General features: G+C 73.9%; 14 protein-coding genes. 7 read left to right on the forward strand and 7 right to left on the reverse strand.

Annotation, left to right across the window (positions count from 1 at the left end; all coding sequences use genetic code 11):
* Positions 1 to 132 precede the first annotated feature (132 nt).
* Together ABTZ54_RS11780 and ABTZ54_RS11785 are read left to right on the forward strand one after the other, a co-directional pair.
* Positions 133 to 621: a F0F1 ATP synthase subunit B family protein gene (locus ABTZ54_RS11780; RefSeq protein ID WP_351660330.1), complete on the forward strand. Its 489-nt coding sequence runs from the start codon at positions 133 to 135 to the stop codon at positions 619 to 621.
* Positions 622 to 888: 267 nt separating this feature from the next.
* Positions 889 to 1,719, forward strand: a complete 831-nt coding sequence (locus tag ABTZ54_RS11785) for an oxygenase MpaB family protein (RefSeq protein ID WP_351660859.1) — start codon at positions 889 to 891, stop codon at positions 1,717 to 1,719.
* Here the strand turns inward: ABTZ54_RS11785 and ABTZ54_RS11790 are convergent.
* From ABTZ54_RS11790 to ABTZ54_RS11815, 6 genes are all read right to left on the reverse strand, one after another.
* Positions 1,688 to 3,058, reverse strand: coding sequence for a GH1 family beta-glucosidase (locus ABTZ54_RS11790; RefSeq protein ID WP_351660332.1), 1,371 nt, complete (start codon positions 3,056 to 3,058; stop codon positions 1,688 to 1,690). The two genes, ABTZ54_RS11785 and ABTZ54_RS11790, sit on opposite strands and share 32 nt — an antisense overlap.
* 87 nt (positions 3,059 to 3,145) lie before the next feature.
* On the reverse strand, positions 3,146 to 3,973 hold the full coding sequence (locus ABTZ54_RS11795; RefSeq protein WP_351660335.1) for a carbohydrate ABC transporter permease: 828 nt from the start codon (positions 3,971 to 3,973) through the stop codon (positions 3,146 to 3,148).
* Complete coding sequence (locus ABTZ54_RS11800; RefSeq protein WP_502997233.1) at positions 3,970 to 4,938, reverse strand: carbohydrate ABC transporter permease; 969 nt, start codon at positions 4,936 to 4,938, stop codon at positions 3,970 to 3,972. Before ABTZ54_RS11800 ends, ABTZ54_RS11795 begins: the two co-directional genes overlap by 4 nt.
* Positions 4,935 to 6,227 carry an ABC transporter substrate-binding protein gene (locus tag ABTZ54_RS11805; protein WP_351660429.1) on the reverse strand — a complete coding sequence of 431 codons (1,293 nt, stop codon included), beginning with the start codon at positions 6,225 to 6,227 and terminating at the stop codon, positions 4,935 to 4,937. Before ABTZ54_RS11805 ends, ABTZ54_RS11800 begins: the two co-directional genes overlap by 4 nt.
* A 113-nt stretch (positions 6,228 to 6,340) precedes the next feature.
* Positions 6,341 to 7,366 carry a LacI family DNA-binding transcriptional regulator gene (locus ABTZ54_RS11810; RefSeq protein ID WP_351660432.1) on the reverse strand — a complete coding sequence of 342 codons (1,026 nt, stop codon included), beginning with the start codon at positions 7,364 to 7,366 and terminating at the stop codon, positions 6,341 to 6,343.
* Positions 7,367 to 7,545: 179 nt separating this feature from the next.
* Positions 7,546 to 9,105, reverse strand: coding sequence for a M1 family metallopeptidase (locus ABTZ54_RS11815; RefSeq protein ID WP_351660435.1), 1,560 nt, complete (start codon positions 9,103 to 9,105; stop codon positions 7,546 to 7,548).
* A gap of 201 nt (positions 9,106 to 9,306) precedes the next feature.
* Between ABTZ54_RS11815 and ABTZ54_RS11820 the strand changes: the two genes are divergently transcribed.
* Entirely contained in the window at positions 9,307 to 11,319 is a 2,013-nt protein-coding gene (locus tag ABTZ54_RS11820) for a Xaa-Pro dipeptidyl-peptidase (RefSeq protein ID WP_351660439.1), read from the forward strand.
* Positions 11,316 to 12,620, forward strand: coding sequence for a M14 family metallopeptidase (locus ABTZ54_RS11825; protein WP_351660442.1), 1,305 nt, complete (start codon positions 11,316 to 11,318; stop codon positions 12,618 to 12,620). The genes ABTZ54_RS11820 and ABTZ54_RS11825 overlap by 4 nt, the downstream gene beginning before the upstream one ends.
* A 268-nt stretch (positions 12,621 to 12,888) precedes the next feature.
* Here the strand turns inward: ABTZ54_RS11825 and ABTZ54_RS11830 are convergent, their stop codons facing one another.
* Complete coding sequence (locus tag ABTZ54_RS11830) at positions 12,889 to 13,878, reverse strand: FAD-dependent oxidoreductase (protein WP_351660862.1); 990 nt, start codon at positions 13,876 to 13,878, stop codon at positions 12,889 to 12,891.
* A 73-nt stretch (positions 13,879 to 13,951) separates the two neighbouring features.
* On the opposite strand from ABTZ54_RS11830, the gene ABTZ54_RS11835 reads away from it, so the two are divergent.
* From ABTZ54_RS11835 to ABTZ54_RS11845, 3 genes are read left to right on the forward strand one after another with little or no spacing between them, the layout of a single operon-like run.
* Positions 13,952 to 15,589: an ABC-F family ATP-binding cassette domain-containing protein gene (locus ABTZ54_RS11835; protein ID WP_351660444.1), complete on the forward strand. Its 1,638-nt coding sequence runs from the start codon at positions 13,952 to 13,954 to the stop codon at positions 15,587 to 15,589.
* The gene (locus tag ABTZ54_RS11840; protein ID WP_351660447.1) at positions 15,589 to 16,371 is read left to right on the forward strand and encodes a 2-phosphosulfolactate phosphatase; all 783 of its coding nucleotides are present in this window, start codon (positions 15,589 to 15,591) and stop codon (positions 16,369 to 16,371) included. Before ABTZ54_RS11835 ends, ABTZ54_RS11840 begins: the two co-directional genes overlap by 1 nt.
* Entirely contained in the window at positions 16,368 to 16,775 is a 408-nt protein-coding gene (locus ABTZ54_RS11845; protein ID WP_351660450.1) for a hypothetical protein, read from the forward strand. Before ABTZ54_RS11840 ends, ABTZ54_RS11845 begins: the two co-directional genes overlap by 4 nt.
* The last annotated feature ends 42 nt before the right edge of the window (positions 16,776 to 16,817 follow it).

A 16,817-nucleotide genomic window follows, 5' to 3' on the forward strand; every position in this document is an offset into this window, starting at 1 on the left:
CGCACATCAAATCAGCCGTAGTTACCTTCCGGTAGCCATTGGATGCCGCGAATCTTGCGTGACGCGCACGAACGCGCCAACTCTCGTTCACTCGCCCGAATTGCCGCTTTTGCGATTAGGTAGGATGCGCCCATGACCCTCGCGCAGAACTCGCAGATCTTCAACATGGACCTCGGTCCGCTCAACCCGGTGTGGGCCGAGCTCATCATCGGCTTCGTGATCTTCGGCATCACCTTCCTGATCCTCGCCAAGGGGATCCTCCCGAAGATCAACCGCACCCTCACCGAGCGTGAGGACGCCATCGAAGGCGGCACCGAGCGCGCCGACGACCTGCGTGGCGAGGCCACCGCGATCCGCGAGCAGTACGAGGCCGAGCTCGCCGAGGCCCGCCACGACGCCGCCCGCATCCGCGCCCAGGCCACCGAGGAGGGCGCCGCCGCCATCGCCGCCTCCCGCGCCGAGGGTCTGCGCGAGCGCGAGACCATCCTGGCCGCCGGTGCCGAGAAGATCGCCGCCGAGCGCGCCGCCGCCGAGCGCGAGCTCAACGCCGACGTCGACGCCTGGGCCCACGCCCTGGCCGGCCGCATCGTCGGCGAGCCGGTCGGCGCCGACCGCGGCTGACGCACCACGCGCACGTCCGTACGGGGCCGCGCCCCGGGCCCACCGGCCCGGGGCGCGGCCCCGCGTCATGTCCGCCCGTGCCCGCGCGAGCGGACCGGGCAGCCTGAGAAGCGCCATCGAGAGGATGTACGGGTGCCCCAGCGAACCGAGCGACAGCAGGCGACCCAGCAGACGCCGCAGCAGACGACCCAGCAGCCGCCGCAGCAGACGAGGCGGCAGGCGAGGCCTCGGCACGACGACCCCCTCCCGCCGCCCGTCGGCGGTGTCCTGTGGAGCGTCGCCGGGGACGTCCGCGCCCTGCTCATGCTGCCCGCCGCGCTCACCATGCAGGTCGCGCACCCCGCCATCGGCGCCGGTGTCGACGCCCACTCGGTCTTCCGCACCGACCCCTGGGGCCGCGGCGAGCGCTCCCTGCGCTCGCTCCAGCTGTGGATCTACGGCGGGGAGGCAGCCGCCGAGGAGGGGCGGCGGCTGCGCGCGCTCCACAAGGACTTCCAGGGCACCGACGCCCACGGCCGCCGCTACCACGCGCTGACCCCCGCGTACTACTCCTGGGTGCACGCCACCGGCTACCCCGTCTACCGCCACGGCCTGCGCTATCTGGCCCGCCCCCTCACCGAGGCCCAGGACCGCGCGCTCTACGCCGAGTGGCTCCGGGTCGGCCGGGTGCTCGGCATCCACGACCGGGACATGCCGCAGACGATCGAGGAGTTCTGGCCGTACTACCGCCGGGTCCTCGCCGAGGAGCTGGAGGCCACCGTCGTCGTCCGCGAGCTCCTCGCCACCGACCTGCCCGTACCGGCCCCCGACCGCGGCCCGCTGCCCGTACGGCTCGCCCTGAAGGCGGTGTGGCCGCTGCTCAGGGGACCGTTTCTGCGGGCCCGGGCCTTCCTCACCGTCGGTCTCATGCCGCCGGACGCGCGCGAGGCGATCGGCCTGGAGTGGACGGACGCCCAGGAGCGGCGGCTGAAGAGGCTCGCCCGGGTCGTACGGGCCGTGGTGCCCGTACTCCCCGAGCGGCTGCGCTATCTGCCGCTGGCCCACGAGGCCCGCCGCGCGGCCCGGGTCACCGGGACGGCAGCCCGTTCCGGGCGATGACCTCCCCGTACCAGCGGAAGCTGTCCTTCGGCGTGCGGCGGCCGGTCGGGAAGTCCACATGGACGATCCCGAACCGCCTGCCGTAGCCGTGGGCCCACTCGAAGTTGTCGAGCAGCGACCACACGAAGTACCCGCGCAGGTCCACCCCGTCGGCAAGCGCCCGCCGCGCCGCCGCCAGATGCGCGCCCAGGTAGGCGACGCGCTCGGGGTCGTGCACCCCGCCCTCGGGGTCCGCGTAGTCGTCGTACGCGGCCCCGTTCTCCGTGATCAGCAGCGGTACGCCCGGCAGCTCGTCCCGCAGCCGGACCAGCAGCTCGTACAGGCCGTCCGCGTCCACCGGCCAGTCCATCGCGGTGCGCGGACCCGGCAGCGGCACGAACCGCACATGCCCGGCGGCGCCCGGCCACGGGGACGGCGTCGCGGAGCTGCCCGCCGCGACCACCGCCGGGGAGTAGTAGTTGACCCCCAGCGAGTCGATCGGCGAGGCGATCGTGTCCAGGTCGCCGTCGTGGACGAAGGACCAGTCCGTCACGGCGGCCGTGTCGGCGACCAGATCGGCCGGCAGGCGCCCGTGGAAGACCGGGTCCAGGAAGATCCGGTTGCCGACGGCGTCGATCCGGCGGACCGCGTCCCGGTCCTCCGGCGTGTCCGTGTGCGGCCGCAGCGCGTGCGGGTTGAGCGTGAGCGACACCTCGGCGGAGGCCGGCAGCACGGCCCGCAGCGCCCGCACCCCGAGGCCGTGCGCCAGATTGAGGTGGTGGGCGGCGCGCAGCGCGGCCCGGTCGTCGGCGCGGCCCGGGGCGTGCTCCCCGGAGCCGTACCCGAGGAAGGCGGCGCACCACGGCTCGTTGAGCGTGGTCCATGTCCCGATCCGGTCGCCGAGCGCCTCCGCCGCGCGCCCTGCGTACTCCGCGAACCGCTCCGCCGTCTCGCGCTCCGGCCAGCCGCCCGCGTCCTCCAGCTCCTGGGGCAGGTCCCAGTGGTAGAGCGTGGCGACCGGCCGGATCCCGGCGTCCAGGAGCTCGTCGGCGAGCCGCCGGTAGAAGTCGAGCCCCTTCTGCGAGACGGGGCCCCGGCCGCCCGGCAGGACGCGTGACCAGGAGAGCGAGAAGCGGTAGTCGGTGAGGCCGAGCTCCTTCATCAGGGCGACGTCCTCGCGCGACCGGTGGTAGTGGTCGGTGGCGGTGTCGCCGGTGTCGCCGTTGCGCACCTTGCCCGGGGTACGGCTGAAGGTGTCCCAGATCGACGGGGTGCGGCCGTCCTCGGCCGCCGCGCCCTCGACCTGGTAGGCGGCGGTGGCCGAACCCCAGCGGAAACCGGCAGGGAAATGAGCGTTCATGAGAGGAAAACTCCCGGTATCGGAGAAAAGGCACGGAAAGGCGTGGAAGGCGCGGAAAGGGGCCCGCGGGGCGGAGTCCTGGACGGCCTAGCCCTTGACGGCGCCCCGCATGATCCCGCCGACGATCTGGCGGCCGAGCAGCCCGAAGACCAGCAGGACGGGGAGGGTGCCGAGCAGGGTGCCCGCCATGACCACGGACTGGTCGTGGACGTAGCCGCCGCCGAGCTGGCGCAGCGCGACCTGCACGGTCGGCTGCTGCGAGGAGAGCGCGACGACGGGCCAGAAGAAGTCGTTCCAGGCGCTCATGAAGGTGAGCAGCCCGAGCACCGCCATCCCGGGGCGGGCCACCGGCACCACGATCGACCAGAAGATCCGGGCCGGGGACGCCCCGTCGACCCGGGCCGCCTCGATCAGCTCGTCCGGCAGCGACTGCACCAGGAACTGGCGCATGAAGAAGACCCCGAAGGCCGACACGAGCCCGGGCAGGATCACCGACTGGAGCTGGTTCACCCAGCCCAGTTCGGCGATCAGCATGAACAGCGGGATCACCCCGAGCTGCGGCGGGATCATCATCGTGCCCACCGTGAGCGCGAGCAGCGCGCCCCGGCCGCGGAAGCGCAGCTTGGCGAAGGCGAACCCGGCGAGCGTGCAGCACAGCACCGTGCCGAGGGTGATCGAGCCGGACACCAGAAGGGAGTTGAGCAGTGCCCTGCCGATGTCGGCCTCGTCGAGGACCGCCTGGAAGTTGGGGATCAGGTTCGGCCCGGGCAGCAGGCTCGGCGGCACCTTCGCCAGGTCGGCGTTGGAGCGGCTCGCGGCGACGACGGTCCAGTAGAACGGGAAGGCGGAGACGAGGACGGCGAGGGCGAGGACGGTGTACGTGACGATCCCGCCGCGTCCGGCCCGGGCGCTCACGCCGCCACCCCGGCGGCCGCGTCGGCGCGTGAACGGCGGCGTGCGATCAGGGCGTTGACCCCGACGAGCAGCAGGATCAGCAGGAACATCAGCCACGCCACGGCCGCCGCCCGCCCCAGGTGGAAGAAGCCCCAGCCCTGCTCGTACAGATAGAGCCCCAGCGTCTGGTACTGGTGCGAGATGCCGCCCGAGACCGAGCCCTCGAAGAGCAGCGGCTCGCCGAAGAGCTGGGTCGCCCCGATCGTCGAGACGACCACGGTGAACACGATGGTCGGCCGCAGCCCCGGCAGGGTGACCTGCGTGAACTGGCGCCAGCGCGAAGCACCGTCCATCTCGGCGGCCTCGTACAGCTCGGCGGGGATCGACTGCATCCCCGCCAGGTAGATCAGGGCGTTGTACCCGGTCCAGCGCCAGACGACGATCGAGGAGACCGCCACCTGTGAGGCGAAGGTGCCGTCCTGCCAGTCGACCGGGCCCAGGCCCGCCACCGACAGCAGATAGTTGACCAGGCCGAAGTCCCGCCCGTAGAGCTGGGCGAACACGAGCGTGGCGGCGGCGACGGAGGTCGCGTACGGCAGCAGCATCGCCGTGCGGAAGAACGTCCGCCCGCGCAGCCGGTAGTTGAGCAGGTGCGCGAGCCCGAGCGCCATCAGGAGCTGCGGGACCGTCGACAGGGCGCCGATGACGACGGTGTTGCGCAGCGCCCGCCAGAAGAACTCGTCGGTGAGCAGGGCGGTGTAGTTCCCGAGCCCGCGCCACTCCATCGCGCCGGGCGTCTGGAGCTCGACGCGGTAGAGGGAGACGAAGGCGGTGTAGAGGAGCGGGAAGAGCCCGAAGGCGGCGAAGAGGGTGAAGAACGGCGCGAGGAAGGCGTACGGGGACACGCTGCGCCACAGCCGGGTGAGGGTCACGTGCGGGGCCCTTCGCGGGAGGGTGGGGGCGGCGGGGGGCTCGGGAGGGCTCACCCGATGGCGTTCTCGACCCCCTTCCGCGCGTGCGACCAGGCCTCCTCCGGCGCCGTGCCCTTCCGCTCCACTTCGCTGAGCGCGTTGGTGATCTGGTCGGCCACGTTCTTGTCGTGGACCCCGAGGATCTGTACGGGGGCGGCCTTCGCCGCCTCGCCGAAGATGCGGCCGATCGGGGCGCCCGAGAAGTACGGGTCGGTGGCGTCGGCGACCTGGGCGATGGCCCCGGTGGAGGAGGGGAAGTTGCCCTGCTTCCGGAAGAGCCGGGCCTGCTGGGCGGGCGCCGTGAGCCAGCGGACCAGCTCGTACGCCTCCTTCTTGTGCTGCGCCGCGCGCGGTACGGCGAGGAAGGAGCCGCCCCAGTTCCCGGCGCCGCCCGGCAGCTTGGCGATGTCCCACTTGCCCTTGCCCGCGTCGCCCGCCTGGCCCTTGATGTAGCCCAGCATCCAGGCGGGGCAGGGCAGGGTGGCGAAGGAGCCGGCCGAGAAGGCCTGGTTCCACTGCGGGGACCACTGGTCCAGCTTGGCGCTGAGCCCGTCCTTCGCGGCGGTCACGGACGCGTCCCAGGCGCGGCGCACGGCGGGGTTGCCGTCGTAGACCAGCGCGCCGGAGGCGTCGTAGTAGCGCTCCTTCTCCTGGCCGACCATGACGGTGTAGAGGCTGCCGACGCTGTCCAGCCAGGCGCTCTCGCCGGGCGCCTTCGCCCGGTACTGGCGGCCGAGCTCCAGATACCCGTCCCAGGTGGACCACTTCGCGGCGAGCTCGGTGCGGTCGGTGGGCAGTCCGGCCCGCTTGAGCAGGTCCGTCCGGTAGCACATGGCCTCGGGCCCGACGTCCGTGCCGAGGCCGAGGACGGCGCCGTCCGGGGCGGTCGCCGCGGCCCAGGTGGCGCTCGCGAACTCGCCCTTCAGGGCATCCGCCCCGTACGTCCGCAGGTCCTCGAAGCGGTCGCCCTGCTGCCGCGTGACCGACGCGATCCGCCCGACCTCGACCGCCTGCACGTCGGCGAGCCCGCCGCCGCCGGCCAGCCGGGTCTGGAGCGACTTCCAGTAGTCCTGCTCGTCCTCGGTGTCGGTCTGCTTGATGACGATCCCGGGGTGGGCCTTCTCGTAGTCGGCGTAGAGGCCGGCCTCCTGGTATCCGAACGACCCGAAGAGGTCGACGGTGATCTCCACCTTTCCCCCGGCGGAGCCGGACCCCGTGCCGCCCCCGCCGGACGAACACCCGGCGACCAGCGCCCCGACGAGGACGGCCGCGGCGGCGGCGCTACGGACCCTGACTGTGCGCATGGGGGGCCTCCCTTGGCTCCTGACCGGTCCCGACCGCTTGAGAGCGCTCTCAGGACGCGTGAGGAGAGTGCCCCTCCCGTCAGGGTCCCGTCAAGGGCGCGGGTCTCCCGGCTTCAGGCCGAAGCGCGTCGCACCAGGTCCGTCGGGGTGATCAGGGCCTCGACCCGTTCGCCGTCCAGCGTCCGCATGAGCTGACGGACCATCATGCGGCCCATGCCCTCGATGTCCTGACGGACCGTCGTGAGCGGCGGGGAGGTCGACTCGGCCACCGCGGGCATGTCGTCGAAGCCGACGACGGCCACGTCCTCCGGCACGCGCACGCCCCGCGCCCGCAGGACCTCCAGGGCGCCCGCCGCCATCAGGTCGTTGGCCGCGAAGACCGCGTCCAGGTCCGGCCGGGTGTCCAGGAGCGCGGCCATCGCCCGGGCGCCGCTCTCCCGGGTGAAGTCGCCGTCCGCGATCAAGTCGGCCGCCGCGTCGGGGAGTTCGTCGCGGTAGCCGTGGAGGCGGTCGAGGGCCGAGGTCTGGTCGCGCGGGCCCGTGATGTGGGCGACGCGGCCGCGACCGAGGGAACGGAGGTGGCGGACGGCGGCTCGGGCGCCGCCGCGGTTGTCGCAGTCCACGTACGGGACCTCGGGCCGGCCGTCGGGTCCGGTCCAGCCCGGGCGGCCGCCGAACACCGTCGGGAGCTGGGCGCGGCGGATGATCGCGGGCAGCTCGTCGTCGTCGTGGAGCGAGAAGGCGAGCGCGCCGTCCACGTGACCGCCGCCCAGATAGCGCGCGATCCGCTCGTGGTCGCCGGAGTCCTCCGCCCACAGCAGCACCAACTGGGTGTCGAACGCGGTCAGTTCCCGGCTGATGCCCCGTACCTGACGCTCGAAGAACGGGTCCGAGAAGATCCGGAACTCCGGCTCGGCGATGATCACCGCGACGGCCCCGTTGCGGCGGGTCACCAGGGTGCGCGCGGCGTGGTTCGGGATGTAGCCGAGCTCGTCGACGGCCTTGCGGACCTTCTCCACCAGGGCCTCGCGCACGCCCGCCCCGCCGTTCACGACGCGGGAGGCGGTGGCGCGGGACACGCCCGCCCGCGCGGCGACCGCTTCCAGGGTGGGGCGCCCACCGGGCACGGTTTCGCTCAAGGCCGGCTCCTCGGGGCGTCGCGGCGGTCCGTACTGACGCCACGAGGGTAACCGGTCGGCCCGGCGGGCCGGACCCACCCGGGAAAGCGCTCTCACCCCCGCTCCCGCCCCGCGCGCCCGCCGTGTCCCTCCCGTCGGCGCGGGGAAGGACACGGCGGGCCGACGACCGGGCACTCGGCTCAGTGCGCGTCGTTCTCGTGGATCGTGTTCGTCTCCGCGATCTTCTTCCACGACTTCGGCTGCACCGGCTTCGGCGCCGCGCTCTTCGCCGTACCCGCAGCGGTGCTCTTCGCCGAACGCGCCGCCGGAGCCGCCGCGGGCGCCTTCAGGCCCGCCTCGGCCGCCGCCGGGGCGGCCGGCTTCACCGGCTGGTAGAGCCAGGTGTCGAAGAGCCCCGCCAGCGGCTTGCCGGAGACCTTCTCCGCGTACTTCGCGAAGTCGGACACCTTCGCGTTGCCGTACGCGTGCTCCTGCGGCCAGCCCTTGAGGATCGCGAAGAAGTCCTCGTCGCCGACCTCGTTGCGCAGCGCCTGGAGCGCCAGCGCGCCCCGGTCGTACACGGCGATGTGGAACTGGTCGTCCGCGCCCGGGTCGCCCGGCTTCACGGTCCAGAACGGGTCGTCCGCCGCGCGGGTCTGGTAGACGTAGTCGGCGAGCTCCTGCGCCGTGCCCTCGCCCTCCTTCTCCGACCACAGCCACTGGCTGTAGCGGGCGAAGCCCTCGTTGATCCAGATGTCCTTCCAGTCGGCGACCGACACGCTGTCGCCGTACCACTGGTGGGCCAGCTCATGGACGACGACGGAGACGTTCGCCCCGTTGGCGAACTGCCGCGGGCTGTAGAACGGCCGGGTCTGGGTCTCCAGGGCGAAGCCGCTGGTCACGTTCGGCACATAGCCGCCCAGGGAGTTGAACGGGTACGGGCCGAAGACCGACTCCAGCCACTCCGCGACCTCGGTGGTGCGCTCGATGGAGGCGCGGGCCGCTCCGGCGTTGTCGCCCAGGTCCTTGCTGTAGGCGTTCAGGACCGGCAGCCCGTTCGCGGTCTTGTCCGTCGTGATGTCGAACTTGCCGACCGCCAGCGTGGCGAGATACGTCGCCTGCGGCTTGTTGGAGCGCCAGTTGAAGCGCGTCCAGCCCAGCTTCGAGGACTGCGACTGGAGCACGCCGTTGCTGATGGCCTGGTGGCCGTCCGGCACCAGGACGGAGACGTCGAAGGTCGCCTTGTCCAGCGGGTGGTCGTTGGACGGGAACCACCAGACGGCCGAATCCGGCTCCTGCGCGGCGACGCCGCCGTCCGGCGTACGGGCCCAGGCGGACCAGCCGCCTATCTTCACCTCGGACGGCTTGCCCGCGTAACGGACCACGATCGAGACCGACTTGTTCTTCTCCAGCGGAGTCGCCGGGGTGATCTCCAGCTCGTGGTCGCCGGAGGTGGCGAACTTCGCGACGCGCCCGTTCACCCGCACCTCGCTGACCTTCAGGCCGAGGTCGAGGTTGAAACGGGACAGGTTCTGCTTGGTGGTGGCGAGCAGCGTCGCCGTGCCCTCCAGCAGGTCCGTCGCGGGCTGGTACTTCAGCCGCAGGTCGTAGTGCGAGACGTCGTAGCCGCCGTTGCCGCTGGCGGGGTAGTAGGAGTCGCCGATGCCCGGCGCGCCCGGGGTGAAGTCGGCGGCGGATGCCGGGATCGCCAGCAGCAGGCCGGCCGCGAGGGCGCTCGGAACGATGATTCTGCGGTGCACGGGTGCTCCCCAAGTCGTAAGAATCGTAAGACGCACGGGTGGTCGTCGGTCCTTAGCGACCCTATTCAGCCCTCCGACAGGCCGTCACGTCCAGAGCACCCCCCGTCACATGATCGCCATTCGGCCGACATGAACCCTCCGCACCGCCCGCCCCGTGCGGCACCCTTTTGCTGGGGGCCGCCGGACGGTACGTTCCGCCCCATGCCGATACGTGTGCGGAGAACCCGTAGAGCTCGTCTGTCGTGCAGAACACTGGCCGTCGCCGCCACGGCCGCCCTGCTGGCCGCCTTCGCGCCGGCCGCCGGGGCCCAGCCGGTCGGCGACCGATCCGCCACGGGCGTACGGGAGTCCGCGCCCGTCTACTCCTACGAGACCGCCGTCCGCGAGTCCGTCTGGGTCGACACCGGCCTCGACGCGGACGCCGACGGGCGCACCGACCGCGTCGCCGTCGACATCGTCCGCCCCCGCGAACCCGCGGCGGCCGGCCGGAAGATTCCGGTCATCATGGACGCCAGCCCCTACTACGCCTGCTGCGGCCGGGGCAACGAGGGCCAGCGCAAGACCTACGACGCCGACGGCAACCCCGTCCAGTTCCCGCTGTACTACGACAACTACTTCGTCCCGCGCGGGTACGCCTTCGTCGCCGTCGACCTCGCCGGGACCAGCCGCTCCGACGGCTGCGACGACGTCGGCGGACGCTCCGACATCCAGTCCGCCAAGGCCGTCGTCGACTGGCTCAACGGCCGCGCCCGCGGCTACACCACCCGCACCGGGACCGACCGCGCCCGCGCCACCACCTGGTCCACGGGGAACGTGGGCATGATCGGCAAGAGCTGGGACGGCACCATCGCCAACGGCGTCGCCGCGACCGGCGTCGAGGGCCTGCGCACCATCGTCCCCATCGGCTCGATCTCGTCCTGGTACGACTACTTCCACTCCCAGGGCGCCCCGCTCTACGACGCCAACCCCACCTGGCTCTCCGACTACGTCAACAGCCCGGACGCCAAGGCCCGTTGCGGCGCCGTCCAGGAGCGGATCGCGAAGGCCACCCCGTACAGCGGCGACTGGACCCCCGCCTGGAGCGAGCGGGACTACGTCGCCGACGCCGGGAAGGTGAAGGCCAGCGTCTTCGTCGTGCACGGGCAGCAGGACCTCAACGTGCGCGCCAACCAGTTCGGCCAGTGGTGGGACGCCCTCGCCGCCAACGGCGTCGAGCGCAAGATCTGGCTCTCCCAGACCGGCCATGTCGACCCCTTCGACTTCCGGCGCGCCGACTGGGTCCGCACCCTGCACCGCTGGTTCGACCACTACCTCCTCGGCTACGACAACGGCATCGACCGCGAGCCGATGGCCGACATCGAGCGTGCCCCCGACCGCTGGACCACCGACCGCGTCTGGCCCGCCCGCGGCACCGCGCCCACCGTGCTGCGCCCCGCCACGGGCGGTGCCCCCGGGGTCGGCGTCCTCGACCGGGCCCGCGCCGCGCGCGGCGCCACCGAGACCTTCACCGACGACCCGGCCCTGAGCGAGCTCGACTGGGCCGCCGACATCGACCGCCCCACGCCCGCCAAGGCCGGCTTCAGCACCAGCCCGCTCACCCGTGACCTGCGGATCTCCGGATCCTCCACGGTCACCGTCACGGCCACCCCGACGACCTCCAGCGCCCACCTCAGCGCCGTCCTCGTCGACCTCGGCCCCGACACGATCCGTGCCTACGCGGAGCCCGGCGAGGGCATCACCACCCTCACCGGCCGCAGCTGCTGGGGCGCGAGCACCCCTGGCGACAGCGCCTGCTTCAAGGACACCCAGGCGCGCACGGCGGACGTCGGCTACACGGTCGTCAGCCGCGGCTGGGCCGACCTCGGCACCTGGGCCGACCCGCGCGTGGGCCGGCCGCTCACCCCCGGCCAGGCGTACACGATCACCCTGAAGCTGGCGCCCACCGACCACGTCGTCCCGGCCGGACACCGCCTCGCCCTCATCGTCGCGGGCACCGACAAGGACCTCATCGACCCCCCGGCGACGAAGCCCACCGTCACCCTCGACCTGACCCGCACCTGGGCCAGGGTGCCGCTGCTCGGCGGAGCCCGTGCCTTCGACCGGGCGACCTCCGGTGACCTCGCGCCGGGCGCCCGCGTTCAGCCCGGTGACGCCCCGGCCGGCCGTGCCGCCCCCGCGCGGACCGGCGCCCCGATCCCCGGTGAGGCCCGATGACCCCTCCCCTCCGCACCCGACGGCGCGCGCTCACCCTCGCGGTGGGCGCCGCCGCCCTCGCCCTGCCCCTGCTCGCCACCCCGACCCAGGCCGCGGGCGGCACGGCCCCGCCGGCGCCCCCGAGGACCGGATTCGAGACCAGCGACGGGGCCCGGTGGACCACGGAGGCCGAGGAGCTGTCCTTCCTCGCCGCCGTGGACCGCGCCAGTCCGCGCCTGTCCGTCCGCGCGATCGGCACCACGAAGCAGCACCGCCCGCTGCACCTGGCCACCCTCGGCACCGGGCCCACGACCGTGCTGCTCATCTGCTCCCAGCACGGCGACGAGCCCGCCGGACGCGAGACCTGCCTGAGCACCCTGCGGGACCTGGCCTACGCCCGGGACGCCGAGACCCGCCGCTTCCTCGCCCGTACGACCCTCCTCGTCGTCCCCACCGCCAACCCCGACGGCCGGCAGGCCGACACCCGGGGCAACGCCGACGGCGTCGACATCAACCGCGACCACCTGGCCCTGCGCACCGCCGAGGCCCGGGCGCTCGCCGCGGTCGTCCGCGACCGGCGGCCCGAGCTGATCTACGACCTCCACGAGTACGGGGCCACCCCGCCGTACTACGACAAGGACCTGCTGGCCCTCTGGCCGCGCAACCTCAACACCGACCCGCACGTCCACGACGAGTCCCGCGCCCTGTCCGAGTCGTACGTCCGCCCCGCCGGAGCCCGCGCCGGGTTCTCCAGCGGCATCTACGGCATCTGGACCGACCCGGTCACCGGGGAGCCCGTCAAGCAGGTCGCGGGCGACGGCCAGGAGCGCATCCTGCGCAACACGGCGGGCGTCAAGCACGCCGTGGGCCTCCTCGTCGAGACCCGGGAGGACGCCCGCGACCAGGCCGAGCGCGACGACCGCGCCCTGCTCCAACGCCGCCGGGTGACCACCCAGAAGGCCGCCGTGAAGGGCCTGTTCGCCTACGTGGACGCCCGCCGCGCCCAGCTCGCGGCGGCCACCGCCCTGGCCCGCCACACCGGCTTCACCGACCGGGGCCCCATCCTCCTCGGCGGCGCCGACAACGACCCCGCCGAACCCACCGAGATCCTCCGCGACCCGCCCTGCGCGTACCGCCTGACGGCCGATCAGTACGGCGAGTACAAAGACGAGTTGGACCTGCACGGCGTCGCCGTACGGGAGAGCCCGGACGGTGGTGCGGTCGTCCCGCTCCGTCAGTCGCAGCGCGCGCTGGTGGCGCTGCTGCTCGATCCGGCGGCGGGGTACGGGCTGACGCGGGGGGAGCGGGTGGAGAGCTGCTGAGGGAGGGATGGGTGGAGAGCCGCTGAGGGAGGGGCGGGGGAGGCGGGCGAGTGCCTGCCCTCCGGCGCCGGGCGCGTCCGCCCGTCTCCCGTGCCGGGGGGCCGGAGGCGTCCGCCCGTCTCCCGTGCCGGGGGGCCGGAGGCGTCCGCCCGTCTCCCGTGCCGGGGGGCCGGAGGCGTCCGCCCGTCTCCCGCGCCGGGGGGCGGAAGGGTCCGCCCGTCTCCCGCGCCGGGGGGCCGGAAGAGCCCGCCCGCCCCCCCACCCCGCCTCACCCCCCGCAGACCAGCTCCGCCGCCCGCCCCGCGCACCCCCACGCGACCGTGACCCCCGCCCCGCCGTGCCCGTAGTTGTGCACGAGCAGCCCGCCGCCCGGCAGCTCCTCCGTCTCGATGCGTACCCCGCCCGTCCGCGCGGGGCGCAGCCCCACCCGGTGGCCCAGGATCCGGGCCTCGGCGATCTCGGGGCGGATCCGGGCGCACCGCGCCACGATGGCTGCCGCGGTCGCCGGGTCGGGCTCCGGGCTCTCGTCGTCCTCCCGGGCGGTGCCGCCCAGGATCAGACGCCCGGGCTGCGGGAAGAAGTACGTCGTCTCGTCCGCCGCGCCGTCGGCGGCCGTGAACCAGGTGTCCACGCCCGGGTTCTCCACGAGCACCAGCTGGCCCCGCACCGGCCGCAGCCGCGCGTCCGGAACCAGCTCCCGCGCCGCGAGCCCCGCGCAGTCGACGACCACCCGCGCCTCGGCGGCGGCCTCGGCGAAGCCGGTCCCCGTCACCACGCGCCGCTCGAAGGAGCCGCCCAGCTCCTCGAAGCGGGCCCGCAGCCAGGCCAGGTGGACCGGCATGTCGACCAGCGGAAGCCGCGCGGCGAGCCCCACCGCGTACGGCCCCGGCACCTCCTCCGGCGGCAGCTGCCGCAGCCCCTCGACCTCCTTCGCCCAGTCGCCGAGCCCGTCGAGGACGGTGTCGGCGTGGACGCCCGCCACCAGGCGCACCCCCGTCGTCGCCGGGTCGGCGGCCAGCTCCTCGTACCGCCGCAGCGAGGCCAGCGACCAGGCGCCGACCTCCGCCTCCGGCTCGATCCGGTACGGCCACCACAGCGCGCCCGCCACCGCCGAGGTCGTCTCCGTCACCGCGTCCCGGGACCAGACCCGGACCCGCAGCCCGCGCTCCGCGAGCCGGATCGCCGTCGTCAGACCGACGACCCCGCCGCCCACCACGACGACCCCGCCGTCCCCGGCCCCGCCCCCGCCCCTGTTCATGTCCATGGCAGAGACCGTATCGGCCGGGCGCCGCTCCACCCCGGCCCCGCCCTCACTTAGGATTCATCCCCTGATGACTGCCACCCTCGTCGCCAAGAACCTCGCCGCCGGCCACGGCGACCGCTCCCTGTTCTCCGGGCTCGACCTCGTCGTCGCCCCCGGGGACGTCATCGGCCTCGTCGGGGTCAACGGAGCCGGGAAGTCCACCCTGCTGCGGCTGCTCGCGGGCCTCGACACCCCCGAGGACGGTGAGCTGCGGCTCTCGCCGCCCACCGCCGCCGTCGGGCACCTCCCGCAGGAGCCCGAGCGGCGCGAGGGCGAGACCGTACGGGAGTTCCTGGCCCGCCGCACCGGGGTCGCCGCCGCCCAGACCGCGATGGACGAGGCCACCCAGGGCCTCGTCGACGGCACCCCCGGCGCCGACGACGCGTACGCCGTGAGCCTGGAGCGCTGGCTCGACCTCGGCGGCGCCGACCTCGACGAGCGGGCCGAGGAGGTCGCCGGCTCCCTCGGCCTCACCGTCGGGCTCGACCAGCCGATGACCGGGCTCTCCGGCGGCCAGGCCGCCCGCGCGGGCCTCGCCTCCCTCCTCCTCTCCCGCTACGACGTCTTCCTCCTCGACGAGCCCACCAACGACCTCGACCTCGAAGGCCTGGAACGGCTCGAAGCCTTCGTGCAGGGGCTGCGCGCGGGCACCGTCGTCATCAGCCACGACCGCGAGTTCCTCACCCGCACCGTCACCAAGGTCCTCGAACTCGACCTCGCCCAGCAGCAGATCACCCTCTACGGCGGCGGCTACGAGGCCTACCTGGAGGAGCGGGACACCGCCCGCAGGCACGCCCGCGAGGACTACGAGGAGTACGCCGACAAGAAGGCCGCCCTGGAGGGGCGCGCCCTCATGCAGCGCAACTGGATGGACAAGGGCGTCCGCAACGCCCGCCGCAAGACCACCGACAACGACAAGATCGGGCGCAAGCTGCGCGGCGAGTCCAGCGAGAAGCAGGCCGCCAAGGCCCGCCAGACCCAGCGCATGATCGAGCGCCTGGACGTTGTTGACGAGCCCCGCAAGGAGTGGGAGCTGCGCATGGAGATCGCGGCGGCCCCGCGCTCCGGCTCCGTCGTGGCCACCCTGCGCGAGGCCGCGGTGCGCCGCGGCGACTTCACCTTCGGACCCGTCTCCCTCCAGATCGACTGGGCCGACCGGGTCGCGATCACCGGCGCCAACGGGGCCGGCAAGTCGACCCTGCTCGCCGCGCTGCTCGGCCGGCTGCCGCTGGACTCCGGCGACGCGGGCCTCGGCCCGGGGGTCGTGGTCGGCGAGGTCGACCAGGCCCGCAAGCTGTTCCACGGCACGGAGACGCTCCTGGAGGCGTTCTGCGCCGCCGTCCCCGACACGGAGCCGGCCGACGTCCGCACCCTGCTCGCCAAGTTCGGCCTCAAGGCCGAGCACGTGCTGCGCCCCGCCACCACCCTGTCGCCCGGCGAGCGCACCCGCGCCGCGCTCGCGCTGCTCCAGGGCCGGGGCGTCAACCTCCTCGTCCTGGACGAGCCGACCAACCACCTGGACCTGCCCGCGATCGAGCAGCTGGAGTCCGCCCTCGACTCGTACGACGGCACCCTGCTCCTCGTCACCCACGACCGGCGGATGCTGGACGCGGTCCGCACCACCCGCCGCGTCGAGGTCGCGGACGGCAAGGTGACGGAGCTCTGATGGGCGCCCCCGGCCCGGCCTCCCACGGCTGGAGCGCCCCCGCCGGGACCGGCGTCTCCTTCGGCTGGGGGCCGGCCGAGGCACGGGTCCTCGCCCCGGCCGCCGCCTGCGTGGTCGTCGTGGACGTGCTGTCGTTCACGACCGCCGTCGGCGTCGCCGTCGAGGCCGGCACGGCCGTCCACCCGTACCGGTGGCGCGACGCGAGCGCCCGGGCGTACGCGCGGGAGCGGGACGCCGTCCTCGCCGTCGGGCGGCGCGAGACCACCGGGGCGCACCCGTGGTCGCTGTCCCCGGCCGCGCTGCGCGCCGCGCCCGCGCCCGCCCGGCTCGTGCTGCCCTCCCCGAACGGCTCCACGATCTCCGTGGCGGCCGAGGCCGGGCGGGCCACCGTGGTCGCGGCCTCGCTGCGCAACCGCACCGCCGTCGCGCACTGGCTCGCCGCGCGCGGCTACGGCACCGCCGAGCGGCCCCTCGCGGTCGTCGCCTCCGGCGAACACTGGCCGGACGGCTCGCTGCGCCCCGCGCTGGAGGACCTGCTCGGCGCGGGCGCGGTCCTCGCCGCGCTGCGCGCCGCCGGGCGGCGCACCCTGACACCCGAGGCGACCGCGGCGGCCACGCTGTGGGACGCCACGGAGGACCCGGCCGCCGCCTTGCGGGGCTGCGACTCGGGCCGTGAACTGTACGCGTACGGCTTTCCCGAGGACGTGGAGGTGGCCGCCGAGACCGACTCCTCGGCCATCGTCCCCGTCCTCGTGGACGGCGCATTCCAGGAGGCACCATGACCGACGACGACCGCGTGACCCGGCTGATCGCGATGCTCGACGACTTCGAGGCCGATCTCGACGAGACCATCGAACTCGCCGACGCCCTCGCGGCCACCGGCGACCTCGGCCTGCTCCCGCGCCTGGAGTCCGAGCTCGACCGCGCGGTCGAGGACCGCAACTCCTACGCCCGCGAGCTGCTCGGCGGCCTCGTCGCCGCCCTCGGCGGCACGGACCGGCTCCCGGTCCTGATCCGCGCCTCCGCCGTCGACCTGGGCGACGACCAGGACGGCCTGGCCGCCGAGATCGTCGACCTCGTCCAGGCCGACCCGAAGACCGCCGAACGGGTCCTCCGCCCGCTGACCGAGGACGACGACCTGACGGTCGCCAACCGGGCGGACTGGGCGCTGCGCTTCGTTCCGTAACCCGTTGGTACGTGGAGGGGGCCCGGCCGCACGGCCGGGCCC

It is taken from the genome of Streptomyces sp. NPDC094032 (genome assembly GCF_040303965.1).
Lineage (GTDB): Bacteria > Actinomycetota > Actinomycetes > Streptomycetales > Streptomycetaceae > Streptomyces.